This window comes from Streptomyces sp. DSM 116793 (genome assembly GCF_057320905.1).
In genome coordinates this window covers 3,266,586-3,293,258 of sequence record NZ_CM170494.1, presented here as the reverse complement: position 1 = coordinate 3,293,258, position 26,673 = coordinate 3,266,586, and the positions used below count along the sequence as shown (strand labels likewise).

Here is a 26,673-nt window from a genome sequence, read left to right as displayed (position 1 = left end):
GTGGCAGCGGTGCGGAGGAGTGGGTGTGATGAAAGAGACGGGTGTGATGCAAGTGACGCGGGTGACGGGGGAGGGGACGGCCGGCCGCACGCGGGGTGCGGCCGGGGTGGGCGTCACCGGAGGGTGAGCAGCCGGGCGGTGAGGGGTTCGAGGTCGAGGGAGTTGACGGCGCGCAGGGTGCGCACGGCGTCTGTGGGCAGCGCGGCGAGGCCGTGCACCGCACCCGCCACGGCGCCGGCCATGGCGGCGATGGTGTCGCTGTCGCCGCCGAGGTTCGCGCCGGCCAGCGCGGCCTGCCAGGGGTCCCCGCCGGTGACCGTGAGCACCGCGAACGCGGCGGGCACCGACTCCTGCGAGGCGACGCTGGTGCCGACGAGATCGACGATCAGGTCGAGCGCCTCGGCCGGGGCGCGCCCGCGCACCAGGCCGCACGCCCACTCGATACGGGCGGCGATGTCCGCGCCCGCGATCCAGTGCCCCCGCCGCGCCCCCGCACGGGCGGCGGTGACGGCGGCGGCCACGGCGTCGTCGAGGTCCGCGCCCTCGATGCCCGCGCTGACCGCGGCGGCGACCGCGGCGGCGCCGGCGATCCCGACGGTGGTGTCGTGCGTGACCTGGCACGACTGTACGACCCGGTCGAGCAGTGCGGCCAGCGGCTCGGGGCGGGTGGCGATGCCGACGGGGGTGACCCGCATCGCGGCGCCGTTGGTGCTGCCGTGCCGGCCGGCCTCCGCGGGCGGCACACCGCGCGCGACCGCGTCGAGCGCCGCCTTGGTCGAGGGGCCCAGGAGGTCGAGCGACCCCTTGGCCTTCATCCCCTTCTCCCAGCGGATCAGCTCGTCGGCGAGCCGCAGCGGGTCGATCCGGCCCCGGCCTTCGTCCAGCAGCCGGGCGACGATGACGGCCTGGTCGGTGTCGTCGGTGACCGATCCTGCGGGCATCCCGGCGCTCACCGGGTTGTCCGCGCGGGCCGGCTCGAAGCCGGTGAGGGTGCCGTAGACCCGGGCCACGTCCGCACGCGACATGACCTGTGTGGGCATCCCCAGCGCGTCGCCGAGGGCGAGTCCGTGGAAGGCGCCGAGCGCGCGGTCGAGCCGCGGATCGCGGGCGGCGGTGCCGGGGGCCGTCATGACCGCTCCCCGAGGCCGGAGCGGATGCGCAGCTCGAAGTGGGCGGGGTCGAGCAGGCTGGTGACCTGCTCGACGACCGAGCCGTCCGCGGCCCGGTACACCTGGGACAGGTGGAGGAAGGACTCGCCGGCCGAGCGGTGCAGGACCTCCGCGTCCCCGGCGTCCAGCCCGCGCACCGCGACCCTGCCCTCGCCCGCGGTGCCGATCCGGCCGAGGGCGATCAGCGTCCGGTTCAGCGAGCCGTCCACGAGACCGCGCTCCGGCAGCCCGGCCGCCTCGCCGACGGCGGGGACCCGGCTGCGCTCCAGCGAGACCCCGGTGCCGTCCGGCAGGCGGCGCACCCGGTCGAGCGCCACAAAGGCGTCGCCGGCCAGCCCCAGGTCCGCGGCGAGCGCGGGATCCGTGACCGTGGTGAACCGCAGCACGTCCGTGCTGAGCTTCGTCTCCTGGCCGGCGAGCGCCCGCGCCCAGCCGAGCCGGCTGTCCAGGGGCGTACCGTCGAACGTGACGATGGAGCCGATGCCCGCATGCGTGCTGATCAGGCCCTCCTCGCCGAGCACCTGAAGGGCGTTGCGGAGCGTGGTCCGGCTCACGCCGAAGCGTTTGGTGAGCGCGTGCTCCCCCGGCAGGGTGCTGCCCTCGGAGTGCACGCCGGCGCGGATCTCGGCGGCGAGGACCTTGGCGATGCGGTGGTGTTTGTGAACCTGTCCAGGCATGTCTAAAAGCTAGGCCTGCCGAGCCGCTCCCGTCCAGAGCCGGGGGCTCCCCTTCTCTCGGTGACCGGCTGTGCGCAAACCGTTGCCCAAGGGGCTACTTGTCAGTAACTTCAAAGGGTGTGCCGCGCCACACCCGGCGGCGTCCGCCCCGGGTGCCTCCCGCGTCTGACGTCGAAGGAGAATCAGATGTCGTTGCGCGCTCTCACCGCGGGCCTCGCCACCGCCGTCGCCACCCTCGCCGCCCTGACCCTCGCCCCCGCCGCCCAGGCCGCGCCCACCGCCCCGCTGGACTACGCCGCCCTCGGCGACAGCTACAGCGCCGGTTCCGGAATCCTCCCGCTCGACCTGACCGCGTCCCCGCTCTGCGCACGCTCCACGGCCGACTACCCGCACGTCATCGCCGCCCGCACCGGTGTCCGCCTCGCCGACGTGACCTGCGGCGGCGCCCGGACCAGGGACTTCGCCGGGGCGCAGTACCCGGGCGTCGGGCCGCAACTCGACGCGCTCGGCCCCGGCACCGACCTCGTGACGCTGACCATCGGCGGCAACGACAGCAACACCTTCGTCGACGCCGTACTGGCCTGCGGTTCCGCGGGTGTGCTCACCGCCGGGCACGGCAGCCCCTGCAAGGACCTGTACGGCGACTCGTTCGCCGACACGGTGGACGACACGACGTATCCCGCCGTGCGCGCCGCGCTCCGGGCGGTGCGCGACCGCGCGCCGAACGCCCGCACCGCCGTCCTCGGTTACCCCTGGATCCTGCCGCCCGCCTTCGACAGGTCCTGCTTCGTCAAGCTGCCGATCGCGGCGGGCGACGTGCCGTACATCCGTGACCTCCAGGCCCACCTGAACGACGCCGTGCGGCGCGCCGCCGAGGAGACCGGCGCCGTCTACGTCGACTTCTCCGCCGTCTCCGAGGGGCACGACGCCTGCCGGCCGCTCGGCACCCGCTGGATCGAGCCCGTCCTCCTCGGCACCAACTTCGTGCCGGTGCACCCGAACGCCCTCGGTGAGACGCGGATGGCCGAGCGGGCGATGGGGGCGCTGGGGCTGGGCTGAGGCGGGGGACTGCCGGATGGCGGGGGCCGTGATGGGCCTCGGCCGTGGCGCGTCGCCCGTGCCGGGCCGGCCGGGGTCGGCCGTCAGGTCAAGGAATGGAATTGGTCTAGTCCAAACCATTGACTTGGTCTGGACAAGGACCGGATGCTGAGGCCCCCCTTCAACGATCCGGGAGACCTGGACATGAGACGTCTTCGTGCTCTCCTCAGCGGCGCCGCCACGGCCGCGCTGGCCGCCGCCGGGCTCGTCGGCCTGACCACCACTCAGGCGGTCGGCGCGCCCGCCGCGGCGTACCAGCTGTCCGACCGCTGGTACGCCGCGGCGCCGTACCTGATGCCGCTCGACAACGACCCGCCCAGCGCCACGGCCATCATGGACGCCACCGGACTCAAGGCGTTCCAGCTGGCGTTCATCCTCGCCCCCAACGGCGGCGGGTGCACACCGACGTGGGACGGCACCGCGCCCGTCTCGAACGACACCGCGGTCGCGGGCGTGATCAACGCCATCCGCGCCAAGGGCGGTGACGTCTCCATCTCCATCGGCGGCTACAACGGCACCAAGCTCGGCCAGGCGTGCGGCACGCCCGAGGCCACCGCCGCCGCCTACCAGCAGGTCATCACCAAGTACGGCCTGCACGCCATCGACTTCGACCTGGAGGAGCCGGAGTACGAGAACACCGCGGCCGTCCACAACGAGATCGGCGCGGCGAAGATCCTCCAGCAGAACAACCCCGGCCTGTACGTCTCCGTCACCACGGCGGGCACCGCGGCGGGCACCGGCTGGTTCGGCCAGCAGATGCTGAACGAGGCCAAGGCGCAGGGCTTCACCCCCGACAACTTCTCGATCATGCCCTTCGACGGCGGATTCCAGGGCGCCTCGTCGCAGACCGCGGCGCTCACCGCGTTCAACGGCATCCTGCGCTCCACGTTCGGCTGGAGCGAGGCCACCGCCTATGCGCACGAGGGCTTCTCGGGCATGAACGGGCGCAGCGACACCGGCGAGATGTTCCCGCAGGACGCCTTCAGGACCGTGCTCGACTACGCCACCTCGCACGGCATGGACCGCTTCACCTTCTGGTCCCTCAACCGCGACCGCCAGTGCAACCCGCCGGACAACGGCGGCCGTACGTCGGGCACGTGCAGCAGTGTGCCGCAGGCCGCCTGGGACTTCGCCAAGTACTCCGTCGAGTTCGCCGGCGCCACCCCGCCCACCACCCCTCCCCCCACCGACCCGCCGTCCGGCGGCACCTGCACCGCGCCGGCCTGGGACAGCTCCACGGCGTACACCGGCGGGCAGGAGGTCTCCTACCAGGGCCACACCTGGAAGGCGAAGTGGTGGTCCCAGGGCGAGGCGCCGGGCAGCACCGGGGAGTGGGGGGCCTGGCAGGACGAGGGCCCCTGCTGACGCCCGGCCTACGCAGGGGCGCGGGGCCCTGACACGTGCGGCTTTGCCGCGTGGGCGCGGCCGGCCACGACGGGACGCGTCGCGTCGTCACCGTCCCGGAGGGGCAGGTGCGGTCGTCCGAGGACCACCGGCCGGTGGGCTGCGCGCGCGGCTCCCCGCGCCCCTGAGGGGCGCGCCCCCGCCGGGGCGCTCCTCACGGGGCGTGGGGTCCGGGTCGCGGTGCGGGCCTCCTCCGCGAGGGACAGCAGGCGTTCCGCGTACGGCAGGAGCCGGTGTCCGGCCGGCGTGAGCCGTACGCGTCTGCCGGAGACCCGCTCGAAGAGCTCGACGCCCAACGACGTCTCCAGGCTCCTCATCTGGCCGGTGACGCTCGACTGCGCGTAGTTGAGCTCCGCGGCCGCCTTGCTGAAGCTGAGCAGGGTCGCCGCCTTCTGGAACGTCCTGAGCTGGCGGATGTCCACATCGTCCTCCGGGTTGTGTTCGATGCCCCGCGTGGGGCCGGGCGGCGCCGCGGACGTGCGGGCCGGGGCCGCGTCCTCAGCGCGGATGCCAGCCCAGGCCATGGCGGTCGCTGCGGATCCGGCCGAAGACGACGTCCGCGAAGTAGATCCCGAAGCCGAGGGTGCCGGGGCGGCGCAGTTCGGCGATCAGGCGGCGGCGGTCGTCCGCCGGGCCGTGCGGATCCGACTCGGCGAACACGGACCACTCGGGGTGGCGGACCTGGAGGGGCGTGTGCAGGGCGGTGCCGAAGGCGAGCAGCCGACTGCCCTTCGAGGCGATGGAGAAGCCGTCGTGACCGGGCAGGGCGATGACCCGCACCCCGGGGAAGACCTCCTCACCCGGCACCGCCAGGCGCAGCCGGGGCTCCAGGGCCGCGGCCACCCCAGGGAGCGGGCCCGACGCGCTCTCGTAGCTCTCCCAGACCGACTTGGGCACGACGAACGAGGCACGGGTGAAGACCGGCGGATCCGCGTCCACCCAGCCGAGGTGTCCGGGGTGCAGCCGGGTGAAGGCGATCGTCTGCACGTCGTCGGGGCGCCGCCCGAGCCGCGCGAGGTTCGCCGGCAGCGAGCCGCCGTGCATGGCCACGATGCCGGGGCCGGTCCGTACCGGGTCCGCGGGCACCGACCTCGGGCCGAGGCCCGCGTCGATCAGCAGCGCCCGGGTGCCGTGCTCCACCAGCAGCCCGCCGGTGTTGGCGACCAGGTGGCCGGTGTCGTTGCGGTAGGGGCCCGAGGCGTCCCAGTGGTGCGTGGCCGCCGTCACGAGCAGCGGTCCCGCCGGCCTGAGCAGGATGGCGCCGTCGGGCACGTAGCTCACCTTGATGTCGCCCACGTACAGGGAGCGCGGCGCCGACGGTCTGCGCAGTCGTGGGTCGTTCACTGGACGTCTCCTCGTGGAGCGACGGCCACGGGCCACCGGGGCCGTGGGACGGGCGAACACCGGCCCGGGCGCCCGCGGGTGGGCGCACGACGGTGGGCGGCGGGCGGCTGGGCCCGCCGGGACGGTGGGACGGCGGGCCGCGGCCCGGTGGGACGGCGCGGCGGTCCGGAAGTACGACGGTGGGACGGCGGCCCGGTGGTACGACGGCGGGCATCGGCCCGGGGCCATGCCGCGCCGGGCGGCGGACGGAGCCGTGCCGTCCGGGGCCCGGCCCGCCGCATGGTGCGCGGCGGGCCGGGGCCTGGGGGCTACGCCCTGGTCCGGCGGCGCAGCACGGTGCCCGCCAGCACGGAGCCGACCAGGGCGACGATGCCCGCGGTCACCATTCCGGCGTGCAGACCGGCCAGCGTGTCGGCGCGGCCGGCCGTCCCGCCGTCGGCCAGTGCGTTGGTGCGGGCGGCCGCGATGGCGCTCAGCCCGGCGACGCCGATGGCCGCGACGTACTGCGGCAGCTGGGACAGCCCACCGACCACGCCCTGGTCCTGCTCGTCGACGTTCGTGGTCATCACGGTGATGAACGAGACGACGCTGAACACATGGCCGAGGCCCATGACCGACGAGGTGATGAGCAGCGACGCCAGGTTGCGGTGGTCCGGCAGGGTGAACATCGCGACCGTGCCGAGGCCCTGGATGGCCAGGCCCATGGCCAGCACGACGGCACCGGGCAGCCGGGCCAGCAGACGCGCGACGTACAGACCGCCGAGCACCGCGGCCACGCCCTCACCGGTGTAGCCGAGGCCCGCGGCGAGCGGCGAGAAGCCCAGCACGTCCTGCATGTACAGGCTGAGGAGCACGGTGGTGCCCGCGCACATGCCGAAGGTGATGATGCCGAACAGACCGGACCACTTGACGCTGGGGCGGTTCAGCACCCGCAGCGGTATGAGGGGCTCGGGGTGGCTCCGCTCGACGAGCAGGAACAGGCCGAGCAGGACGACGCCGCCGATGATGGTGCCGAGCACGTCGGCGCGGACCCAGCCCTTGTCACCGCCGGTGGAGATGCCGTACACCAGCCCGAACAGGCCGACGGTGGCCAGGATGGCGCCCGGGATGTCCATCCGCTTGGCGGTACCCGGCTCCCGGATGGCCGGCAGGGCGAGCGCCCCGACCAGCGCGAGCGCACCCATCGCGCACAGCACGACCATGGTCCAGCGCCAGCTGAAGCCGCTGGTGATCACGCCGCCGCCGAGCGCGCCGAGCACGAAGCCGAGGGACATCACGGCACCGTTGAGGCCCAGCGCACGGGCGCGCTTCGGGCCCTCGGAGAAGTAACCGGTCATCAGGGCGATGGCCGCCGGGGCGATCATCGCCGCCGCCGCGCCCTGCCCGACCCGGGTGGCGATCAGCACCCCGGGGCTGCCGGCCGCCGCCGCACCCAGCGAGAACAGGGTGAACAGGGCCACGCCCAGGGTGAACAGCCGCTTGCGGCCGATCAGGTCGGAGACCCGGGCGAACAGCGGCAGCAGGGACGCGGACGGCAGCAGCGAGGCCGTGGCGACCCACTGGAGCGTGCCGACCGAGGAGAAGCCGAGACCCGAGCCGATGTCGGGCAGGGCCACGGTGACGATGGAGAAGTCCAGCCCGCACATGAAGGTGGCGCAGCAGAGCGTGAGCAGGACCAGCCACCCACGGGTGCCGAATCCGGCGTCGACGTCCGGCGTCGGCGCCGCGAGCACGTCGTGCGACGCTTCGGCGGGGGGCGGGGATTCGGTGACGGTCATCGGTCATCCTTTCCATAACAACTGTCCTGACCAGCATCGAAGCCGCGCGTCCGGGCAACAAGGACGTTCTGTGCAATGATCGATCATCTGGACTCATCGTTCGGAATCGCGGCCGGTCAGCGTTGGTGCGCGGGGCGGGCCGGAGTGGCGGAGAGTGACCGGCGTCACGGCCCGGCGGGGTGGTCACACGGCGGACCCGTCGCATGCTCCGCGGGGGGCGTGTTCCGGAGGCCCCGCGTCCGCTGACCACCGGTGTCCGGAAGAGTCCGGAATCCAACGTCCCGTCAGGCAACGAAAGGGCAAAGGCCGGACGGCGTGCCCCGATTTGCGGCGGAGGCGGGAACACGCTTCAGGGCAAGCTGATAGGCAGGCTCGTGACCGATTCTCGACCGGTCCCCGCGACCGGATGTGCCCAGGAGCAGGGGGCGGACGGCACCTATGGAACGGCAGGAGATCGAGATATTCCTCGCCCTGGCCGAAGAGTTGCACTTCGGCAGGACGGCGGAGCGGGTGGGCGTGTCCCAGAGCCGGGTCAGCCAGACCATCGCCCGCCTGGAACGCCGCGTCGGCGCACGGCTCTTCGAGCGCACCAGCCGCCGGGTGACCCTCACCGCCATCGGCGAGCAGCTACGGGACGGCATCGAGCCGGGCTGGCGCCGTATCGAGGAGTCGATCGCCAGGGCCACGGCGGCCGGGCGGGGCATCGCCGGCACGCTGCGCGTCGGCTACTCCGGCGCCTTCAACGGTCACCTGCTGCACAGCATCGCCGAGGTGTTCGGCGCCCGTCATCCGGAGATCGAGGTGCAGATCCGGCAGGTGCAGATATCCGACCCGTACACACCGCTGCGGACCGGGGACGTCGAGCTCCAGGTGACCGAGCTGCCGGTGGCCGAGCCCGACCTGACCGAGGGTCCGGTGCTGGTGTCGCAGCCCCGGATGCTGATCATGGCGTCGACGCACCCCTTCGCGCGCCGCGCGTCGCTGAGCGTGGAGGACCTGGCGGAGGCGACCATGCTGACGGTCTCGGCACCGGTGCCCGCGCACTGGCTGGACTACCACTTCCCGCGGCACACGCCGTCGGGGCGGCCGATACCGCACGGGCAGGCCATGACGCACTGGGAGGACGCGCTGTCCCTGGTGCGGGCGGGCAAGGGCGTCACACCGGTCTCGGCGGCCGGGCGGCGCTACTACGCCCGCCCCGGGTTGGTGTTCCGCCCGCTGCTGGACGCACCGCCCATCGAGTACGCGTTCATCTGGCCGACGGACCACGAGACGGGCCGCCTGCGGGCGTTCGTCAGGGTGGCCGTCGACGAGGTGCGCCGGATGGGCGGTCCCGGCAAGGCGCTGGAGAGCCTGTGGGCGGCGGACCCGCCGGAGGAGTGAGCGCGCCCTGCGGCCGGTGGAAGCCCCCGCACCCGCACCGACCGCGGCGCGCCCCGCGTGGCGGCGTGGTTCAGCCGGCCACGCCCGAGACGGCGAGGTAGCGCGGGTCCGGCCGGTCCTGGAGCATCTCGTGGTGCAGCGACCGGGTGGCCGGTGACGGGGTGATGCCCAGGTCCTCGCTCATCCGTCTGCGCAGCGACTGGTAGACCTCCAGGGCCGCGGCCCGCCGCCCCGACGCGTACAGCGCGCGCATCAGCTGGGCGTGCAGGTTCTCGTGGTACGGATGCTCCTCGACGAGGGCGACGGTCTCGCCGACCGCCTCCCTGAACCGACCGGAGAGCAGCAGCGCCTCCACCCGCATCTCGCAGGCGCCCAGGTACGCCTCGTTCAGGACGCGCGCGTGGGCGGCGAGGTGGCTGCCCTGCTGGATGTTGCAGAAGGGCGTGCCGCGCCACACCGCCAGGGCCTCGCCCAGGACTTCGGTGGCGCGCGCCGGGTCACGGCCGCTCAGCAGTTCGTGGCCCTGGACGACGAGCTGTTCGAAGAGCGGCTGGTCGCACTCGGTGGGGGCGACCCTGAGCAGATAGCCGTTGCCGTCGGTGAGCAGACGGTCCTCGGCGACGCACCGCGCGGTGCGCCCGGCGGCCGCGCCCAGGGTCTTGCGTATGGAGGCGACATACGTCTGGAGCGCGGTGGTCGCGGTCCGTGGCGGGTCGCAGCCCCAGATCTCGGCCAGCAGCGCGGGGACCGAGACCCGCCGGTTGGCCCGCGCCAGCAGCAGGGCGAGCACCTGGCGCTGCTTGGGTGCCGACGGGGTGATGTCACGGCCCTGCTCGCGCACGTCGATCGGGCCGAGAAGACGGAACTCCACAACTTCCTCCTGGTGTATGGGGTCGGGGCGCACGCGCACCGGCGGGCGACCGGCCGCACGTGTGGGGTGCGGGGTGGGTGGGAACGGGGCAGGGCGAGCGGCGGACGGGGCGCCGCGCGGCGGTCTGCGCGCGCGCGTGGCCCGCGTGCCGGGGCGTGGTCCGGCCGCCGGGGTGTCCCGCGCCGGACGGCGGCGTCGCGCGTCCGACGGGGCGTCGTGTGCCGAACGGCGTCCATCGGGTGCGTGGAGACCGTTCGTGGTAGGCCGGACGGCGTCGTACGCCTGACGGGTCGCCGGCCGCCGCGGTACCGGCGGCGGGCCGCGCGGGGCGGGTCCGCGGGAGGCGGACGGGGTCACGGCGCGGGCGGGGTCTCGAGCTGGTTCATGGCGCGGGCATGTCTAGGGCGGGGCGGGGTTCGTGGCGCGGGCGCGGCCTCGGCCGCGGTTCACGGCGCGGGCCACGGTCTCGGTGGGCGGGTTCATGGCGCGGGTGCGGTCCCGGGCCGGTTCACGGTGCGGGCATGGTCTCGGGCCGGCATCCGTGGCCGGCCACCGCAGGTCCCACGGCGGCCTCGGGGGCCGGGCCGGGGCCCAGGCGGCGCTGCGCACAGGAGGCGGAGACCAGCGTGGCGTGCCGGTGCCAGCCGGGGTAGGACCGGCCGCCGAAGTCCCGCAGTCCGAGCGCGGCCTCGGCCGCCTCGGCCCGTGCGGCGGCGTGCGCGGCGATCAGTTCCCGGGCCTCGGCCTGCCGGGTGCGGGGCAGGTTGCTCAGCCAGATCCGGTCGGGCCGGCCGGCCGGCGCGGACCGCCACTCGCCGACCAGGAGGCAGTCGATGGTCCGGCCGGCGAGCGGCACGATGGTGCGCATCAGGCTCAGGCGGACGGTCCCCGGCGGCAGGGCCATGGCCGGGACGGTGTCGCGCGGTGCGGTGCCGCGGCGCAGCAGGACGCGCACGGTGTCCGGGCCGGGGCCGGGGCCGGGGCCGGCGCCGGAGGTCCCGCGCGTGTCGTGGTCCGCCGGGCCTGCCGGGGCGATTGGCAGCGAGTCGGGCACGGCGACCAGCCAGTCGTGGCCGCGGGCGTCGAGCCCGGCGATGAGGGCCTCGGCGTCGAACTGCCCCTCGGGATCGACCACGACGGGCGGCGGGCGGTGCCCGGTGCGGGGCAGCCGGTCGACGAGAGAGAGGCACAGGCCGGTCACGGAGGTGTGCGCCATGCCGAAGGGGATGCGCGCCCGCCTCCGCAGCTCCCCGTCCTCGGTCCAGGTCCGCGGCAGGTGGAGCTGCCAGTCCACGGGGACGTCACCCCGCTCGCCGGAGAGCACGGCGGCGATGGCCAGCTGGCAGTTGACGGTGCGTCCGAGGGCGGGCACGAAGCGCCGGTGCACACCGACCGACAGCCTGCCGCGCTTGGGGACGACGACGGGTGACAGCGTCCAGGCGCGCACCGGGGAGCGCTCGGCGACCCAGCGGGCCAACTCTTCGCGGACCGGCTGCCACCGCCAGGGGCTGACGTTGATGAACTGCTGGAGCGACTGGGAAGCGGTGGGGGAGTGGGTGACGGAGGCGGCCATGCGCCGGACCGACTTCTTGCCCGGGGTGCACAGCAGCCCCTTGAGGTAGACGGTCGCCCACCGTCGCTGGTCCACGCGGGGCAGATGCGCGAACAGCCTGCTGGTGAGCGGCGGCGACGCGTCCGCGCACATGGCCCCTGTGGTGTCCCAGGACCCGTTCATGGGTGGTTCTCCCCTCCCTGGCCTTCCTCCTCAACATAGCGAACGTTCTCTTTGTTTCCAAAAGAGCGATCGGAAAACCCGAACACCTGCACGGGCGGGGAAGGGTGGCGGGCGCCTGCCATGCCGGCCGGGGGCGCGCGGGGCCCGCGGGGCCTGACCAGGGAAGACCGTGGGCTGCCGGGCTACCGGGCGACCAGGGCGCCGAGCGCCCGGGTGAGGTGCCGCAGCGCGGCGCCCGGGTCGCACCCCGTCGCCGAGTCGAGGGCGGCCCTGCTGGCCGTGGTCGCCTCGATGCCGATCACCAGGCAGCTGAGCAGCGCCGTGACCGCCTCCGGCGTCAGATCGGACGTCAACCGCTCCTCGGGCCAGACCCGTTCGAGCTCGGCGCGGAGCCGCGGGACCCAGGAGGCGTACCAGGTGTGCTCGCCGGGATCGCCGTCACGGCCCTCGCGGGCGAAGCGGGCCGCGGCCCGCATGCTGGGGGTGGTCTCGACCACCTCGGCCAGCGCCAGCGTGTCACGGAGCACGTCCCCCACGGTGGTGGCGGTGCCCCGGCCGATCACCTTGGCGGTGGCGGCCTCGCCGGCCTCCTGGACGGCGTCCGCGAGCGCCGCCTTCGACGGGAAGTGGAAGGTCAGCGCCCCCATCGTGCACCCCGCCTGCCTGACGATCGACTGCAGGGCGGAACCGGCGTAGCCGCGCTCGGCGAACTCGCAGGCCGCGGCATCCAGGAGCCGCCCGCGGGTCTGCTCCGCCCTCTCCTGCCGTTTCACCCGGCCGTACCTCCTTCGCCGAACGCCCTGCGCGGCCGGCGGCCACGAGACGCAAGGGACAACGGGAAGCGAACGGCCGATGCGGCCGGCCGCCGTTCCACCGTAGATCGTGTTCTCGGCGGGAAGCCCAGGTCGCGGCCAACTCTGCGACGTTCTTGGCAGGTTGTGCGCATACTTCGGCCAACCCGGCCGATGTCCGCCGTGCACGACGGGTCCCGGCGGCGGTAATCGAATGCTTGACTGAACGTCATGACGACGAACTCCTTATGTGACATCGACGATCGGGTAGTGATGATCACCGGCGCTTCGTCGGGCATCGGCGCCGCGGCGGCCAGGCTCTTCGCCGAGCAGGGTGCGGCCGTGGTGCTGATGGCGCGGCGCAGGGCACGCCTCGACGCGCTGGTCGGGGAGATCACGGCGGCCGGCGGCCGGGCCGCGGCGGCGGTGGGCGACGTACGCAGCCCCGACGACGTCGGCCGGGCGGTGGCGAGCGCGGTGGAGCGCTTCGGACGCCTCGACGCCGCCTTCAACAACGCGGGCCACTCCACGGTGGGGCAGAGCCTGCACGAGATGCCGCAGGGCGACTTCGAGGCGGTGATGGACGTGAACGTGCGCGGGGTGTGGAACTGCCTGCGCCGGGAGATCCCCGCCATGCTGCCGGCCGGCGGCGGCGCCATCGTCAACACCGCGAGCACGGCCGGGCTGATCGCCACGGGGGTCGACGCGCCCTATGTCGCGGCCAAGCACGCGGTGATCGGACTGACGAAGGCGGCCGCGGCCGAGTACGGAGCCCGCGGCATACGGGTCAACGCGCTGGTGGTGGGCGCCACGCTGACCGAGATGATGGAGTCCGTGCTCGACGCGGCGCCGGCCGTGGAGGAGAAGTTCTACGCACGCGCCATCCAGCGCCGGATGGCGGCGCCGCGCGAGGTGGCACAGGCGGCGCTGTGGCTGCTCAGTGACGCGTCGTCGTTCGTGACGGGCGCGGCCGTGCCCGTGGACGGCGGGGTCACCGCCGTCTGAGCGTGGCCGCGCCCACCGGGGGCGCCGGTCAGGGTGCCGCGGTCACCGGGGCCGCGGCACCGGGCCCGTGCCCCAGGCCGTACCGGCGGCGGCCGCGCGGTCCACGGCGCGCAGCAGGGCCGTGTCGATCTCGTCCAGCTCGGAGACGACGTGCGGGACCCCGGCCTGCCGCATCAGCTCCGCCTGGTGGCAGTGCGGATAGCTGCTCGGCCGGCCGACGAAGGGCGCCCCGAGCCGCCTGGCCTCCTCGGCCACCCGGGCCACGTCGTCGATGACGAGCACCTGGGTCGGCCGCAGCCCGAAGAGCGCGGCGATCTCCCGGATCCCGGGGCGGATGTCGTCGGTGCACACGTATTCGGGGGCGTCGAAGAGGTCGGCGTACCGGCCCAGGTGCCGGTCGAAGTGGGGCCGGGCCAGACCGCCGTAGCAGACCGTGCGCAGGCCCGCGGCGCGCAGCCGGCGCAGCAGCTCTTCCGCGCCCTCGGTGATCTCCACCGGGTGGTCGGCGAGGTAGGCCTCGCGCTCGGCGAAGTAGGCCTGAAGCGCCTGCTGTCCGGTCATCGGCTCGGGCACCGCGTCCGCCATGGCCTGTCCCGCGACCGCCTGCGGCTGCGAGAAGACGCGGCGCTCGACCTCCGCGGAGTAGACGCCGCCGCGGCCGGTGATGAACCGGTGGATCAGTGGGCTGAAGGTGTCCGTGAGGAGCACCCCGTCGATGTTGACGGCGGCCAGCCTCAGGTGGCGCAGAGGTTCGGTCATCGGTCCTTCCCCGGTGTTCCCGCGCCGGCCCGCCCTGCCGCGTCACGTCCGGCGCCGTCGTGCCCGGCGCCGTCGTGCCCGGCACCGGGCTCCGCGCCGGCCCGCGCGCCGCCGGCGCCCGTGTCGCCCACCGCCTTCCACAGCGCGGTGGCGCGGTCCTGGCTGTACAGGATGCGCTCGAACGCCTCCTCGGTCGCGATCCCGGGCAGCAGCAGGTGCCACATGTTGACCGTGCGGCGCGGCAGGTCGGTGCGTCCGGTGGCCACCTGCGCGTACTCCTGCATGCCCGTGCAGGCGCCGACCACGAACTCGGCGAGCACGTCGGGCGCCACGTGCCCGCGGAGCTCGCCGCGGTCCCGGGCGTCCTCCAGGCACTCCTGGAAGCCGGCGGTCCACACCGCGTACGGGCCGGCGTCGCGCAGGCCGATGCCCGCCTGCTCGGCCGTCAGGCGGACGCCCGCCCGCAGCAGCGCGTCGGCCTGAAGGGCGTGCGACCAGATGAGGGTGATGTCCACCAGGCGCTGCAGTCCGAGGGAGGGCACGTGCGGCTCTATCGTCCCGCGCTGGGCGTGCATGACCGTCAGCGCGAGGTCCTGCTTGTTCTTGAAGTGGAAGTAGAGCGCGCCCGCGGTCACCCCGGCGCGCTTGAGGATCTTGTTGATCCCCGCGCCCGCGTATCCGTACTCGTCGAAGACCTCCGCCGCCGCCTGAAGGATCTGCTCGCGGGTGTGCACCGCGCGTTCCTGTCTGGGATGTGACATATGCGCTATCCCCGAAGCTCGACAAAAAAAGAGAACATCCTCTATGTTACTGACTGTGGCGCCGCCCCGCCAGGCCGGGGCACCAACCGAGCCAAGGGCGCGTTTTTCCCACAGGGGGTACCTGCCATGAACCACATGACGTCCGCGAGACCGGCCGGCGGGGGCCGGCTGGACAAGAGCCTCGTGCACAAGCACGACCCCTCGCAGGTCCTGCTCTCCCAGGTGGAGCGCACCGGAGAGGACGAGTTCCTGATCTGTGTGGACTGGCGTGAGGCCGACCTGTTGATGGACACTCAGCGTAGCCCCCACAACGGCGCGGTGCTGCTCACCGAAACGATCCGCCAGACGTTCCCGCTGATCTCGCACACCGGTTACGGCGTGCCGTTCGACGACCGTCTGGTGTGGGACCAGTACCGCTATGTGCTGGCGCCGGGGACGCTCGGGGCCGAAGGCGGGCCGGCGCCCACCCATCTGCGCGTGCGGTGCCACGACATCGTGCGGCGCCGCGAGAGGGTGTCGGGCCTCGCGATGGACATCACCGTCGAGCGGGACGGACAGTGGCTGGCGAGCGCGTACTCCCGCTTCAGCGTCCAGTCCCCGGCCGTCTACCAGCGGCTGCGCGGCACCCGGGGCGACGCGCCGCACCTGATGGAGCTCGCCCGGCGCCGGCCGCTGCCGCCGCCCATCTCCGGGGGCAGCGAGTACTTCCGGGACGCGGTGCTCTCCGCCACCGACGTCAGCACCACCTGGCAGCTGCGGGTCGACCTCAACCACCCGCTGTACTTCGACCACCCGACCGACCACGTCCCGGGCATCCTGCTGCTGGAGGCGGCGCAGCAGGCCGCGCGCCGGCTGCGCCACCCGCGCCCGGTGGTCACCGAGGCGGTGGAGGCGCTCTTCCTCCGCTACGTCGAGCTGGACCGGCCCTGCCGGGTGTCGGGCCAGCCCCTGCCCGACGACCAGCAGGGCCGCACGCGCCTGCTGGTGTCGATGCACCAGGACGACGCTCTCGTCTTCACCGCGCTGGTGTCCGTGGCCGGCACGTCGTCCCGCTGAGGACCGTCGTCCCGCCGAGGACGACCGTCCTGTTGAGGACCGTCGTTCCCCGAAAACCGCCGTCCCCCCGAGGACCGCCGTCCCCCCGAGGACGACCGTTCCGCCGAGGACCGCCGCCGGGCACCGCCCGGCCGTCCGGACCGGCCTCACCGCGCCCGCTGCGCGCCGTTCCGTATGCCGGGCAGCGTGCCGCCTCCGGTCCGCGCGACATGCGCGCCCAGCACCGAGTCGTCACCGACCAGCACCCCGTGCCCCACCGCGCGCAGCAGCGGCAGGTCCGAGCTGTGGTCGGCGTAGGCGACGGCCCGGGCCGGGGGCACACCGTGCCGCCGCAGCGCGTCGGCGGCCAGCCGGCCCTTCTCGACGCCGATGACGGGGTGCTCCAGGTGCCCCGTGTAGGAGCCGTCGACGACCTCCGGCTCGCTGCACAGGACCTCGTCGGCACCGAGCAGTTCGGCGAGGGGTTCCAGGCAGGGCCGGAACGACCCCGACACCAGCACGATCACCGCACCGGCACGCTGGTGGTGCCGCAGCGCGGCCACCGCGGGCCGGTGCAGCAGCGCCCCGCCGGCGAGTTCGGCGTGGAACCACGCGCGGCCGTGCTCGTGCGTCTCGTCGACCGGGCGGCCCGCGAAGAGCCGGTAGTACTCGCGGTTGGTCTGCTGCCGGGAGACCCCCGCGGCGGACCGCCGGCGCAGCGTCCCGGCCGCCTGCCCGTAGGCGCTCGGCGGCAGCCCCCGGGCCCGGAAGTCCCAGGCCAGGAAGCGGAACATGCTCTTGACGGTGATCAGCGTCTCGTCGACGTCGAACAGCGCCATGCCGGCCGGGCCGAAGGACGGCTCGGCCTCGTCGGCGGGGGCGGCCCCGGGTGCGTCCGACGGCAGGGGGAACGGGCTGGGGGCGGTGGGGCCGGCGACAGCGCGGGACATGGCTGCCTCTCCTTCTCTTCAGGGGGATCTGTGCGGGGGGTTACGGGGTGCGGGACGGCACCACGCGGTGCGGACGGGACCACGCGGGGGCGTCCGCCTGGACGGCCGCGGGCCGTGGGGCCGGCACGGGGGCGGGCACCGGGGCTGGCACCGGGGCGGCGCTGGGCCCGGTGGCCTTGGCGCGGTCGGTGAGGAAGGCGCGGACGCCCTTGCCGCCGGCCTTGCGGCCGAGGTACCGGCCCGCCACGAGCTGCTGGAGCAGCGGCACGGGCGCCGGGGCACGCCCGGGCAGCTCCCGGTGGAGCCGCCGCTGCACCTCCAGGGCCACGTCCGAGCCCACCACGTCCAGCAGCCGTACCGGCCCCAGCGGCAGCCCGCCCACCGACCTGACCACCTGGTCGAGTGACGCCGTGGTGGCCTCGCCCTCGTCCAGCAGCCGCAGGGCCTGGTTCAGGTACGGGAAGAGCAGGGAGTTGACGATGAATCCGCAGCGGTCGCCGCACTCCACCACCTGCTTGCCGAGCCGCTCCACCACGGCACGGGCCCGTGCCAGCGTGTGCCGGCTGGTGCCCGGGGCGGGGACCAGCTCCACCAGTGGCATGACCGGCGCCGGGTTGAAGAAGTGCAGGCCCAGCACCTGCGCCGGGCGGCCGGCGGTCTCGGTGCAGGCGGCCACGGGCAGGCTGGACGTGGACGTGGCGAGCAGCGTCTGCGGCGCGCAGACCCGGCCGAACTCGGCGAAGATCTCCCGCTTGACCGCCAGGTCCTCCACGACCGCCTCGACCACGATGTCGGCGGTGGCGAGGACGGCCCGGTCGGTGGTGGCCCGCCAGCGGCCCAGGCTCTCCCGCACCTCGTCGTCGCCGGCGCCGCCGCGCTCCAGCGCGAAGGCCACGGTCTCGGAGGCGGACCTCGCCTTGTCCTCGGTCCTGGCCAGCAGCGAGGTGCCGAATCCGGCGCGCAGGAAGCTCTCGGCGATCCCGGTGGCCATGGTCCCGGAGCCGACCACCACCACGGTGCGGCCGGGCGGCACCGTCGGGGCGACCGCGTGCCGGGCGCGGCCGGCCGGATAGGCGTGGAAGCCGCGGCCCGTCTTGCGGCCCAGCGCGCCCTCGGCGACCAGCCGGTCCAGCACCGGCGCCGGCGCGCGGCCGGCGGTCTCGCGATCGGCGGTCTCGCGGTCGGCGGTCTCGCGGTCGGCGGTCTCGCGGTCGGCGGTCTCGCGGTCGGCGAGCCCGCCGAGGATGTCACGGGCGGTGTCCAGGCCGATGGCGTCGAGCATGGCCAGCGGTCCCTCGCGCCAGCCGCAGCCGAGGCGTACGGCCGTGTCGACGGTCTCCGCGCTCGCGTACCCCTCGCACACCAGCCACGCCGCCTGGTTCAGCAGCCCCAGCAGCAGGCCGGGGGCGAGCGAACCGGCGCGGTCCCGCACCCGGTGCACCCCGACGCCGGCCAGGGTGAGCACCCGCTCGGTCAGCTCGGCCGCGCGGTCGGTGACACCGGCCGGGCGGGCCAGTTCGACGGCGTCCAGCGCGTCGGCGCGCAGAAAGCGCAGGGCCAGCAGTTCGCCGCCCACCATGGGCGCGAGGTCGGCCGCGGGGATGGTGAGCGCGGTGGTGACCACCGGGGTGCCGGGCCGCAGGTGGCCGTGGAGCGCCGTCAGCACGGACCGCTTCAGCGCCGGCCGCTCCGGCACGGCCTCGATCACGAGATCGGCGCGGCCTGCGGGCACCAGCGTGGTGTGCACCTCGTGCGGCCGGTCGCCGGGGGCCCGCCGCAGGGCGCGGGCGGCGGCCGCCGGATCGGTGTCGATGCCGATCACGTGCGCTCCGGCGCCGGCCAGCCGGGCGGCCAGCGCGCCGCCGGTGGCCCCGAGGCCGACGACGGCGACGGTGGGCGTGCCCGCCGCGGCCGCCTCGGCGGTGGGCGCGGCGGAGGGATCGTGCTCGGACATGGGAGTCTCCGTAACGTGTGGCTGGGCAGCCGGTCAGTAGCGACTGCCGGTGGCGGTCGGCGCGGCGTCGAGGTCCCGCAGGTCCTGCTCGGTCAGCCGCAGGCCGGCCGCCGCCAGGTTGTCCTTCAGGTACCGCAGTTGCTTGGTGCCGGGGATCGGGACGATGTGGTCGCCCTGGGCGAGGGTCCAGGCGAGCGCCACCTGGGCGGCGGTGGCGCCGTGCCGCGCCGCGACCTCCTCGACCGCCCTGACGATGCGCAGGTTGGCGGCGAACGCCTCGCCCTGGAAGCGCGGGTTGGAGGCGCGGAAGTCACCCGCCTCGAAGTCGTCGGGCCGCGCGTAGCGGCCGGTGAGGAAGCCCCGGCCGAGCGGGGCGAACGGCACGAAGGCGGCGTCGTGCTCCGCACACCAGCCGACCAGCCCCGTCCCCGGGTCCAGCGGCTCACGGGTCCACAGGGAGAACTCGGACTGGACGGCCGCCACCGGGTGGATCCGGTGCGCCTGCGCGGCCTCCTCGCGGGTGACCTCGGAGAGTCCGAGATGGCGCACCTTGCCCTCCCGGACGAGATCGGCGAGGGCGCCCCAGGACTCGGCCAGTGGCACGGCGGGGTCGACGCGGTGCAGGTAGTAGAGGTCGATGGTCTCGACGCCGAGGCGGCGCAGCGACGCCTCCGCCGAGCGCCGGATGTACCCGGGCGAGCCGTTGCGGCTCAGGGTCCGGGTGGCCAGGTCGTCCACCACGATGCCGACCTTGGTCGCCAGCACCGCGTCGGACCTGCGCCCCGCCAGTGCCCGCCCGACCAGGGTCTCGTTGTGGCCGGCCCCGTAGGCGTCCGCAGTGTCCAGCAGGAGCGGGGCGGCGTCGTCCAGCGCCCGCCGGATCACCCCGACGGACCCCTCGTCGTCACGCTGCGACTCGGCATACCCCCAACTCATCCCCATACAGCCGAGACCGACCGGGAAGACCGAGGGAGCGACCTGACTCAGACGGCGGGTGTGCACACGAACTCCAATCGTCGGGGGAACACATCACCGGCGGGGAGCCGGCGACTGTGGCGGATCGTAGGGGCACGGCGGCGAAGAGCGAGGCTGCGCCCGAAGCGGACGGGGCGCAGCCCCGAAGGGGGCGCGGGGCTGTGCCGGTATGCGGCTCCGCCGCGTGGGCGCGCCCAGCCACGACGGGACGCGGGCGTCGCCACCGGCACAAGGCGGCGGCCCGCCCCGCCGGGGCCACCGGCCAGGCGGCCGGAGAACGGCCGAACCGGACCGGGGCCGGCCGCGGCTACGCCGCAGTGAGCACGAGCGCCGCATTGTGCCCGCCGAACCCCAGCGACGTACTGGCGGCCACACTCATCCGGCGCCGCCGCGCGGACCCGGTCACCACGTCGATGCCGACGTCGATCCCGGGATCCACCGTCTCCACGTTGGCGGTGGGAGGCACGGCACCGTAGTGCAGCGACAGCGCGGTGTACGCCGCCTCCACCGCTCCCGCCGCGGCCAGCGTGTGACCGGTGACGCCCTTGGTGGAGGTCACCGCGGGACGATCGCCGAGCACCGAGTACAGCGCACGCGCCTCGGTGAGGTCGTTCATCGGGGTGGACGTGCCGTGCGCGTTGACGTGCTCCACCTCGCTGGGGAGCACACCGGCGTCGGCCAGGGCGTCCCGCAGCGCGCGGGCCAGGCCCTCGCCCTGCGGATGCGGCGCGGTGGCGTGGTGCGCGTCCGACGTCGCCGAGAACCCGGCGACGTCCGCGTACCGCCTGGCGCCCCGGGCGGTGGCGTCCGCGCACCGCTCCAGGACGAGGATGCCGGCGCCCTCACCCGCGACGAAGCCGTCCCGGTCCGGCGCGAACGGCCGGGAGGCCGCCGCCGGATCGTGGGTACGGCCCGACAGCGCGCCCATGCGGGCCAGGCCGTTGAGCGTGCCCGGGCTGATCGCCGACTCGGTGCCGCCGGCCAGCACCACGTCGCACTGGCCGGACAGCAGCCACTCGCGTGCGGTGCCGATCGCCGAGGCCCCGGACGCGCAGGCGGTCGCGGTGACCAGGCTCGGCCCGTGGATCCGCAGGTCCATGGCCACGTACCCGGCGACCATGTTGACCATGCCCATGGGGATCATCAGGGCGGACACGTCCTCGGGTGCGCCCTGGAAATAGGTGCGGAGCTGCTTCTCCAGCGTGGCGGCGCCACCGAGCGAGTTGCCGATGACGACGCCGACCCGGGTGCAGTCCCAGGAGCTGGTGTCGAGTCCCGAGTCGGCGACCGCCTGACGGGCGCTCACCACGGCGAGCTGGGTGAAGCGGTCCAGCTTCCACGCGGTGCGCCGCCCGAGGGCGGCCACCGGGTCGAAGCCGGGCACCCGGCACGAGATGTCGACCTTCTCGCCGACCAGTTCGGGGTCGGTGGCGGCGGCGGACACCCCGGACAGCACGCGCTGCCAGTTCTCGTCCACCCCGATGCCGGCGGGGGTCACGAGACCGATGCCGGTGATGGCGACCCCCTGGCCCCTGGCCACCCCGCTCATGCCTGGTCGACCTTGCCGCGGATGACGGCCACGGCCTCATCGAGGGTGAAGGACGACTTCAGCTCGCCCTCGACGAGCACGATGCCCATCTCCTTGCGGAGTATCAGGCTCAGCTCGACGAGGATGAGGGAGTCGATCTCCAGCTCGTCGAAGGTGGCGCCGGACAGCAGCTCCAGCTCGTCGAGGCCGAACTTGTCGGCGATCAGGCCGGTGATCTGGTGCTTCAGGGACTCCTGGGCGAGGGGAGTGCTCATTTTTCCTGCTCCTTGGTTCTCTGCGTTGTTGGTGTCGGTGGTTGGTGGTCGATGGTTGATGGTTGGTGGTGCGTGGGGCCGCCCGGCCCCGGTCAGGCCCCGGGCACCGTGGGTTCCGGTGCCAGGTCCGGCCAGACGAGCGCGGCCGAGCCCCAGGTGAGACCGCCGCCGAAGGCGGTGAGGACCACGCGCTGTCCCGGGGTCAGCTCGCCGTCGGCGACGGCGTCCCGGAGCGCGAGGGGGATGGAGGCGGCCACGGTGTTGCCGACCCGGTCCAGGTTCACCGCAAACTGCTTCGCGTCCAGGCCGAGCTGCTCGGCCACGGCGTGCAGGATGCGGACGTTGGCCTGGTGGGCGACCACCTTGTCCACGGTGCCGGCCGGCCAGCCGGTCCTGCCGAGCAGCCGCTCGGTGGACGTGCTCATGTTGAGCACCGCCTGGGTGAACACGGGCCGGCCCTCCATCGCGAACCACTGGTCGCCCTCGGCCGCCGGGTGCTCCGCGGCGCGCTGCCGCGAGCCCCCGGCGCGTACGGTGATCAGATCGGCGCCGTCGCCGTCGCTGCCCAGGTCGAAGCCGAGCAGCGCACCCGGCTCCTCGGCCCGGCCGGCCCGCAGGACCACCGCGCCGGCGCCGTCGCCGAAGATGACCCCGGTGGTGCGGTCGGCCGGGTCGAGAATGGTGGAGAAGGTGTCCGCGCCGATCACCAGGGCGCGGCGCGTCGCACCCGCGGTGATCATGGATGCCGCGGTGGCCAGTGCGTAGACGAACCCGGTGCACACCGCGGCCACGTCGAAGGCCGCCACGGTGCCCAGGCCGAGCCGGTGCGCCACGGTCGGCGCGGTGGCCGGGCAGGGCCGGTCCGGGGTGCTGGTCGCCAGCACCACGAGGTCCACCTCGCCCGCCGTGTCGCCCTCCGTCCTCCGGGCGGACGCCAGGGCGCGCGCCCCGGCCGCCACGGCGAGGTCGGAGGTGGCCTCGCCCGGCCCGACCGCATACCGCGTGCGGATCCCGGTCCTGGTGCGTATCCACTGGTCGGAGGTGTCGAACCGGGCGGCCAGGTCGTCGTTGGTGACCGCGGTCCCGGGCAGTGCGCCGCCCAGGCCGCACACCACGGCTGCGGTGGTCATGAGACCAGCTCCTCGGGGGTGCGGGCGGCGGGCGCGGGGCCGGCCGGGGCGGTGTGCGCGGGCAGTGTGCGGTCGGGTCCCGCGGGCGTGAACGCGTGCCGGGCGGCGCCCAGCGCGGTCCGCACCGCGGTGGGTTCGGGTGCCGTCAGGGCGGCCACGTGCCCGTCGGGGCGCACCAGGACGGCCCTGGGCGCGGTGCCCAGCAGCGGGCCGAAGCCCGGCCACCCCGAGATGTCCCGGACGGTGACGCCCTCGGGAACCCCCGCCGTCACGGCGTCCCGCCGCGCGGCCCAGGCGGCGTCCTGCCGCTCACCCGCCCACAGCAGCAGCGTGAGCCGGGCCGGATCGACGGCGGGCCAGCGGTCCGCACCCGGCTGCGCCGTCCGGTACGCGGTGAACACCGGGAGCCGGTCGCCCTCCCGCACCCGACGGGTGAGGCCGGGCAGGGTGTCGCGCAGCGACTCGGCGGGCCGGTAGGCCACGTCGTGCTGGGCCATCAGCGGGGCCCCGAAGCGTTGCAGCAGGCCGCTCGCGTGGGCGAGCCGCACCGCGTTGTCGCGCAGTGCGATCTCGTGGCGGCGCCGGAACAGGCCCCAGCTGGTCTGCTTGGCGGTGGTCAGCACGATGCGCTCGGCGGCGATGTGCCGCTCGGTGTCGTAGGTGTCGAGGATCGCGGGATCGAAGACGCCCCTGATGACCCCGGCCAGCTTCCAGGACAGGTTGACCGCGTCCTGGATGCCGGTGTTCATGCCCTGGGCGCCCGCCGCGCTGAACACATGGGCGGCGTCACCGGCGAGGAACACCCGCCCGGAGCGCATCGTCGCGGCGACCCGGCGCCGGGCGCGGAAGATGGTGGACCAGTCGAGCGCGCCGACCAGGCCGGGCCGGGGCGAGCGCTCGTCCAGGAACCGCTGGAACAGCTCCGGCGGCGGGCCCTGCTCGTCCTGCCAGTCCGGGACGCTGATCGCGAGCCGGAACCGGCCCTGCCCGAAGGGCGCGATGCCGAGGGCGCCGGTGTGGGAGTAGCAGTACAGCAGCGCGTGCGGGTCCATCTCGCCCTCGACGGGGCCGTCCCCGATGGCGAAGAGGACGTCGTTGCCGCTGCCGACGAAGTCGATGCCGGCGAGCCGGCGCACCGCGCTGTGGGCGCCGTCCGCGCCGACCACCCAGTCGGCCTCCAGCTGCTCGGTGCGCCCGTCCTCCCGCTCGATGGTGGCGACGGGCCGCGGCCCGGAGGTGTCGAGCCCGGTGAGGGCGCCGAACTCGGCCTCGCCGCCCAGGGCGGCCAGCCGGCCGCGGATCACCTCTTCGGTGCTGTCCTGCGGGATGACCACGCCGAACGGGTACGGCGTGTTGGTCAGCCGGCTGATGTCCACGTCGCCGATGTGGCGCCTGCGGGAGTAGTAGCGGACCGAGTCCAGGCGGTTGCCGGACTCCACCAGGGGCGCCGCGGCGCCGATGCGGCCCAGCAGTTCCAGGCTCCGCGGCCAGACCACGCTGGCCCGGGAGTGCAGCGCGGGTCCTGCGGCCCGGTTGTCGATCAGCCGCACCGGCACGCCCTGGCTGAGCAGTTCGGTGGCGAGCACCAGACCCACCGGTCCCGCGCCCACGACGAGGACGGGGCGTCGTCCGCCGGGGTCCTTGCCCTCAGAGATGGTCATTGGTCTGCTCTTCCTCGTCTTTTCCTCGTCATGGATGTGTCGTGGCCGGTGCCGTCGGTTCAGGGGCGGTGCCGGTGCCGTCGGTTCAGGGGCGGTGGACGACGACGGCGGTCCAGGTGAACCCGGCGCCCGCGCTCAGCACGGCGGCGTACTCGCCGCGCGCCAGGCCCAGCGGGCCCCTCTCGTCGCCCAGCGCGGCCAGGTTGGCGAACAGGTCCCCGGCACCCAGGTGACCGGTGCTCTCGCCCAGGTCGTGCAGGGGCGCATGGGTCAGGCCGTCGGTGGCGGGGCCGTACACGTCGCGCGCCGTGGCCCGGCCGAGCCGGGGCAGCAGCACCGCGCGCAGCGCCCCGGGCTCCCGGTCGAGTCCCGCCTGGCGGAGCACACAGGCCAGCAGCTCGTGGGTCTCCGCGCGCAGCCGGTCCAGGAAGCGCGGCTTGCCGTACGCGGCCAGGAAGGCCTTCTTGGTACGCCGGACGTCGACGGCCGGGGTGCGGGTGTGCGGCGCCGGGTGGAAGCCGTCCGTGTCGCGGTGCGCGGACTCCAGGCCGGGCGCGGCCCGGGTGGCCAGCGCCCGCAGGGTCAGGGCGCCTTCGGGAACGTCCGCCGCGCTTCCCGCGCGGCCGACGACCGCCGCGGTGCCCGCGTCGCCGTACCAGACGCCGTAGTCCCCGCCCCACCGGTCGAAGCCGGGCGCGGCGAAGCGGTCCGCCGTGGTGAGAAGCACGGGCGCGGCGTCCCGCGCGGCGGGCCCCGCGGCGCGGAGCCGGTGGACCGCGGCCTCCAGCGCCGCCGCCCCGCCGTTGCACATCTGCTGGACGCCGACCGGAACGGCCTGCTCGGCACCGGTCTCGGCGGCCACGTAGTGCGCCGGTGACCAGAAGTCATGGCCCTGGTAGTAGGTCCAGGCGTGCAGGACGGCGGACAGGTCCGCGGCGGGCACCCGGGAGCGGGTCAGCACGTGGCGGGCGGCGCGCACGGCCATCTCCGGTGCGGAGGCCGTCAGGGACACGGGCAGTTGCCCGTAGCCCATCGCGTCGGCCTCCTCCGCGGTGACGCGGCCCGCGGCCAGGGCGTCGGCGGTCTTCTCGGTGGTGGCCGGCAGCCACTGTCCCGGCACCAGCCACAGCGGGCCGGGTGCCACGTGGCCCGGTGTCACGTGGTCGGGGGTCACTGGGCCGGGTGTCACGTGGCCGGGTGCCATGTGGTCGGGGGTCACGCGCACTCCTCCCCCTCGGGGAGGCGGTAGGCGGCCGCCCAGGTCGTGGTGTGCATCTGCCCCGACGCGATGGTGTCGCCCTCCTGCTCGAACTCGATGTGGAAGGTCCGCAGGTCGGGCAGCATCAGGCTGAGGTTGTCCTGCGCCGCGTAGGGCTCGGTCTTGCGGATGTGCACCGTGGTGGGCCGGTCCAGCTCGGCGTAGCGCATGAAGGAGAACTCGAACCCGGCCACGGTGGTCCGGTTGACGGAGGCGCCCCACAGGTCGGACACGCCCAGCATGCAGAGCTGACGGGCGGCCTCCATGAGCACCATGCCGGGCAGGTGGTCCTGGCCGTGGTCGAACATGCTCCGGTTGTCCAGCGGGATCCGTATGGTGGCGCGCGCGGCGTCGGACTCCACCCTCGCGCCGGACAGCACCACGTTCGCCGGCGAGTTGCGGCCCACCAGGTGCGGCGCGATGTGCGCCTCCTCGCGGGGCAGGTCCTTGAACGGCACCAGCGGGCGGCCCCGGCCCTGGACGCGGACGGTGTCGTACACGTCGGCCGGGATGTAGCCGACGTCCATGCTGACGAAGCCCAGGCAGCGCTTGGCGAGCTTCATGTCGACCCCGAAGGTCAGCCGCCGCACATCACCCGGCGCACCGCGCCGGTTGCTGGTGCGCACCGCGATCCGCAGCTCACCGGGCGTGTCCTGGTGGGGGACGGTGAGCAGCCCCGGCAGCGCCATCGACCAGGACCGCAGCAGGAACTTGCTGCTGCGCGAGACCCCGGCGAACTCGTGCCCGCCGTACGTCTCGGCCTGCCGGCAGCACTCCAGCAGCAGCATCGGGTCGGGGGCGCCGAGCCGCGAGGTGTGCTCGGTGTAGTAGGCGTGCGACGGCGGCAGCTGAGCGGCGGCCAGATATTCGCTGTCGCCCACTTTCCTGGCATCCGTCAGAAACACCTCGGACAACGCCCAGCGGTGCAGCAGCGAGCGGTCCACGGTCTTCATGAATTCAAGGCTCGACGCGCCTGGCAGGCAATTGTTCCCAGTGGTTTCTGCAGTCATTCTCGGGTCCTCCTGATGCGGCGTGAGTCCAGGTGATCCGATTCCGTTCGGATCCCCTTTCCCTCACGTGCTTCCAGTGTCTCGGGGGGTCGCCAATCGCTGGCCAAAAGCAGACTCAAGGC

At 74.3% G+C, this 26,673-nt stretch carries 24 protein-coding genes; 5 read left to right on the top strand and 19 right to left on the bottom strand.

Translation table 11 applies throughout. The features are described 5' to 3' along the window. Window positions 1–113: 113 nt before the first annotated feature. Window positions 114–1,130 carry an ADP-ribosylglycohydrolase family protein gene (locus ACSMXW_RS12855; RefSeq protein ID WP_485806263.1) on the bottom strand — a complete coding sequence of 339 codons (1,017 nt, stop codon included), beginning with the start codon at window positions 1,128–1,130 and terminating at the stop codon, window positions 114–116. Beyond that, window positions 1,127–1,846, bottom strand: a complete 720-nt coding sequence (locus ACSMXW_RS12850; RefSeq protein WP_485806261.1) for a GntR family transcriptional regulator — start codon at window positions 1,844–1,846, stop codon at window positions 1,127–1,129. Before ACSMXW_RS12850 ends, ACSMXW_RS12855 begins: the two co-directional genes overlap by 4 nt. Before the next feature lie 186 nt (window positions 1,847–2,032). Here ACSMXW_RS12850 and ACSMXW_RS12845 point away from each other — a divergent pair, with 186 nt between their 5' ends. Both ACSMXW_RS12845 and ACSMXW_RS12840 read left to right on the top strand, forming a co-directional pair. Continuing rightward, entirely contained in the window at window positions 2,033–2,905 is an 873-nt protein-coding gene (locus tag ACSMXW_RS12845; protein ID WP_485806259.1) for an SGNH/GDSL hydrolase family protein, read from the top strand. A 183-nt stretch (window positions 2,906–3,088) separates the two neighbouring features. Continuing rightward, window positions 3,089–4,309 carry a carbohydrate-binding protein gene (locus ACSMXW_RS12840; protein ID WP_485806257.1) on the top strand — a complete coding sequence of 407 codons (1,221 nt, stop codon included), beginning with the start codon at window positions 3,089–3,091 and terminating at the stop codon, window positions 4,307–4,309. An 8-nt stretch (window positions 4,310–4,317) separates the two neighbouring features. Here the strand turns inward: ACSMXW_RS12840 and ACSMXW_RS12835 are convergent, their stop codons facing one another. The 3 genes from ACSMXW_RS12835 to ACSMXW_RS12825 form a co-directional block, all read right to left on the bottom strand. After that, window positions 4,318–4,872, bottom strand: a complete 555-nt coding sequence (locus tag ACSMXW_RS12835) for a LysR family transcriptional regulator (RefSeq protein WP_485806255.1) — start codon at window positions 4,870–4,872, stop codon at window positions 4,318–4,320. Continuing rightward, window positions 4,847–5,692, bottom strand: coding sequence for an MBL fold metallo-hydrolase (locus ACSMXW_RS12830; RefSeq protein WP_485806253.1), 846 nt, complete (start codon window positions 5,690–5,692; stop codon window positions 4,847–4,849). The genes ACSMXW_RS12835 and ACSMXW_RS12830 overlap by 26 nt, the downstream gene beginning before the upstream one ends. A gap of 308 nt (window positions 5,693–6,000) precedes the next feature. Next, entirely contained in the window at window positions 6,001–7,470 is a 1,470-nt protein-coding gene (locus ACSMXW_RS12825; protein WP_485806251.1) for an MFS transporter, read from the bottom strand. 438 nt (window positions 7,471–7,908) lie between these two features. Between ACSMXW_RS12825 and ACSMXW_RS12820 the strand changes: the two genes are divergently transcribed. Continuing rightward, window positions 7,909–8,853 carry a LysR family transcriptional regulator gene (locus tag ACSMXW_RS12820; protein ID WP_485806249.1) on the top strand — a complete coding sequence of 315 codons (945 nt, stop codon included), beginning with the start codon at window positions 7,909–7,911 and terminating at the stop codon, window positions 8,851–8,853. A gap of 70 nt (window positions 8,854–8,923) precedes the next feature. Here ACSMXW_RS12820 and ACSMXW_RS12815 read toward each other — a convergent pair whose 3' ends face one another. The 3 genes from ACSMXW_RS12815 to ACSMXW_RS12805 form a co-directional block, all read right to left on the bottom strand. After that, window positions 8,924–9,724, bottom strand: coding sequence for an AfsR/SARP family transcriptional regulator (locus ACSMXW_RS12815; protein ID WP_485806247.1), 801 nt, complete (start codon window positions 9,722–9,724; stop codon window positions 8,924–8,926). 508 nt (window positions 9,725–10,232) lie between these two features. Then, the gene (locus ACSMXW_RS12810) at window positions 10,233–11,459 is read right to left on the bottom strand and encodes an IS701 family transposase (RefSeq protein ID WP_485806245.1); all 1,227 of its coding nucleotides are present in this window, start codon (window positions 11,457–11,459) and stop codon (window positions 10,233–10,235) included. A 182-nt stretch (window positions 11,460–11,641) separates the two neighbouring features. Further along, window positions 11,642–12,232 carry a TetR family transcriptional regulator gene (locus ACSMXW_RS12805; protein WP_485806244.1) on the bottom strand — a complete coding sequence of 197 codons (591 nt, stop codon included), beginning with the start codon at window positions 12,230–12,232 and terminating at the stop codon, window positions 11,642–11,644. A 249-nt stretch (window positions 12,233–12,481) separates the two neighbouring features. Between ACSMXW_RS12805 and ACSMXW_RS12800 the strand changes: the two genes are divergently transcribed. Then, on the top strand, window positions 12,482–13,255 hold the full coding sequence (locus ACSMXW_RS12800; RefSeq protein ID WP_485806242.1) for an SDR family NAD(P)-dependent oxidoreductase: 774 nt from the start codon (window positions 12,482–12,484) through the stop codon (window positions 13,253–13,255). Between the two features lie 42 nt (window positions 13,256–13,297). Here ACSMXW_RS12800 and ACSMXW_RS12795 read toward each other — a convergent pair whose 3' ends face one another. After that, entirely contained in the window at window positions 13,298–14,014 is a 717-nt protein-coding gene (locus ACSMXW_RS12795) for an HAD family hydrolase (protein ID WP_485806241.1), read from the bottom strand. Next, window positions 14,011–14,775 carry a ScbR family autoregulator-binding transcription factor gene (locus ACSMXW_RS12790; protein WP_485806239.1) on the bottom strand — a complete coding sequence of 255 codons (765 nt, stop codon included), beginning with the start codon at window positions 14,773–14,775 and terminating at the stop codon, window positions 14,011–14,013. Before ACSMXW_RS12790 ends, ACSMXW_RS12795 begins: the two co-directional genes overlap by 4 nt. 135 nt (window positions 14,776–14,910) lie before the next feature. On the opposite strand from ACSMXW_RS12790, the gene ACSMXW_RS12785 reads away from it, so the two are divergent. Further along, entirely contained in the window at window positions 14,911–15,831 is a 921-nt protein-coding gene (locus ACSMXW_RS12785; protein WP_485806238.1) for a ScbA/BarX family gamma-butyrolactone biosynthesis protein, read from the top strand. Window positions 15,832–15,977: 146 nt separating this feature from the next. On the opposite strand, the gene ACSMXW_RS12780 is transcribed toward ACSMXW_RS12785, so the two are convergent. From ACSMXW_RS12780 to ACSMXW_RS12740, 9 genes are all read right to left on the bottom strand, one after another. Then, entirely contained in the window at window positions 15,978–16,760 is a 783-nt protein-coding gene (locus ACSMXW_RS12780; RefSeq protein ID WP_485806236.1) for an HAD family hydrolase, read from the bottom strand. 40 nt (window positions 16,761–16,800) lie between these two features. Further along, window positions 16,801–18,714: a 3-hydroxyacyl-CoA dehydrogenase family protein gene (locus ACSMXW_RS12775; protein ID WP_485806235.1), complete on the bottom strand. Its 1,914-nt coding sequence runs from the start codon at window positions 18,712–18,714 to the stop codon at window positions 16,801–16,803. Window positions 18,715–18,747: 33 nt separating this feature from the next. Next, entirely contained in the window at window positions 18,748–19,716 is a 969-nt protein-coding gene (locus ACSMXW_RS12770) for an aldo/keto reductase (protein ID WP_485806233.1), read from the bottom strand. A 280-nt stretch (window positions 19,717–19,996) separates the two neighbouring features. Further along, window positions 19,997–21,238 (bottom strand): beta-ketoacyl-[acyl-carrier-protein] synthase family protein, encoded by a 1,242-nt coding sequence (locus tag ACSMXW_RS12765; protein WP_485806231.1) that lies wholly within the window; start codon window positions 21,236–21,238, stop codon window positions 19,997–19,999. Continuing rightward, window positions 21,235–21,492: an acyl carrier protein gene (locus tag ACSMXW_RS12760; RefSeq protein WP_485806230.1), complete on the bottom strand. Its 258-nt coding sequence runs from the start codon at window positions 21,490–21,492 to the stop codon at window positions 21,235–21,237. The genes ACSMXW_RS12765 and ACSMXW_RS12760 overlap by 4 nt, the downstream gene beginning before the upstream one ends. 92 nt (window positions 21,493–21,584) lie before the next feature. Next, entirely contained in the window at window positions 21,585–22,622 is a 1,038-nt protein-coding gene (locus ACSMXW_RS12755) for a beta-ketoacyl-ACP synthase III (protein ID WP_485806228.1), read from the bottom strand. Continuing rightward, on the bottom strand, window positions 22,619–24,283 hold the full coding sequence (locus ACSMXW_RS12750; RefSeq protein WP_485806226.1) for an FAD-dependent monooxygenase: 1,665 nt from the start codon (window positions 24,281–24,283) through the stop codon (window positions 22,619–22,621). Before ACSMXW_RS12750 ends, ACSMXW_RS12755 begins: the two co-directional genes overlap by 4 nt. An 85-nt stretch (window positions 24,284–24,368) precedes the next feature. Beyond that, a complete protein-coding gene (locus tag ACSMXW_RS12745; RefSeq protein ID WP_485806225.1) occupies window positions 24,369–25,502 on the bottom strand; it encodes a ketoacyl-ACP synthase III family protein in 1,134 nt (377 codons plus the stop codon). Then, window positions 25,499–26,494: an AfsA-related hotdog domain-containing protein gene (locus ACSMXW_RS12740; RefSeq protein WP_485806223.1), complete on the bottom strand. Its 996-nt coding sequence runs from the start codon at window positions 26,492–26,494 to the stop codon at window positions 25,499–25,501. Before ACSMXW_RS12740 ends, ACSMXW_RS12745 begins: the two co-directional genes overlap by 4 nt. Window positions 26,495–26,673: the final 179 nt, after the last annotated feature.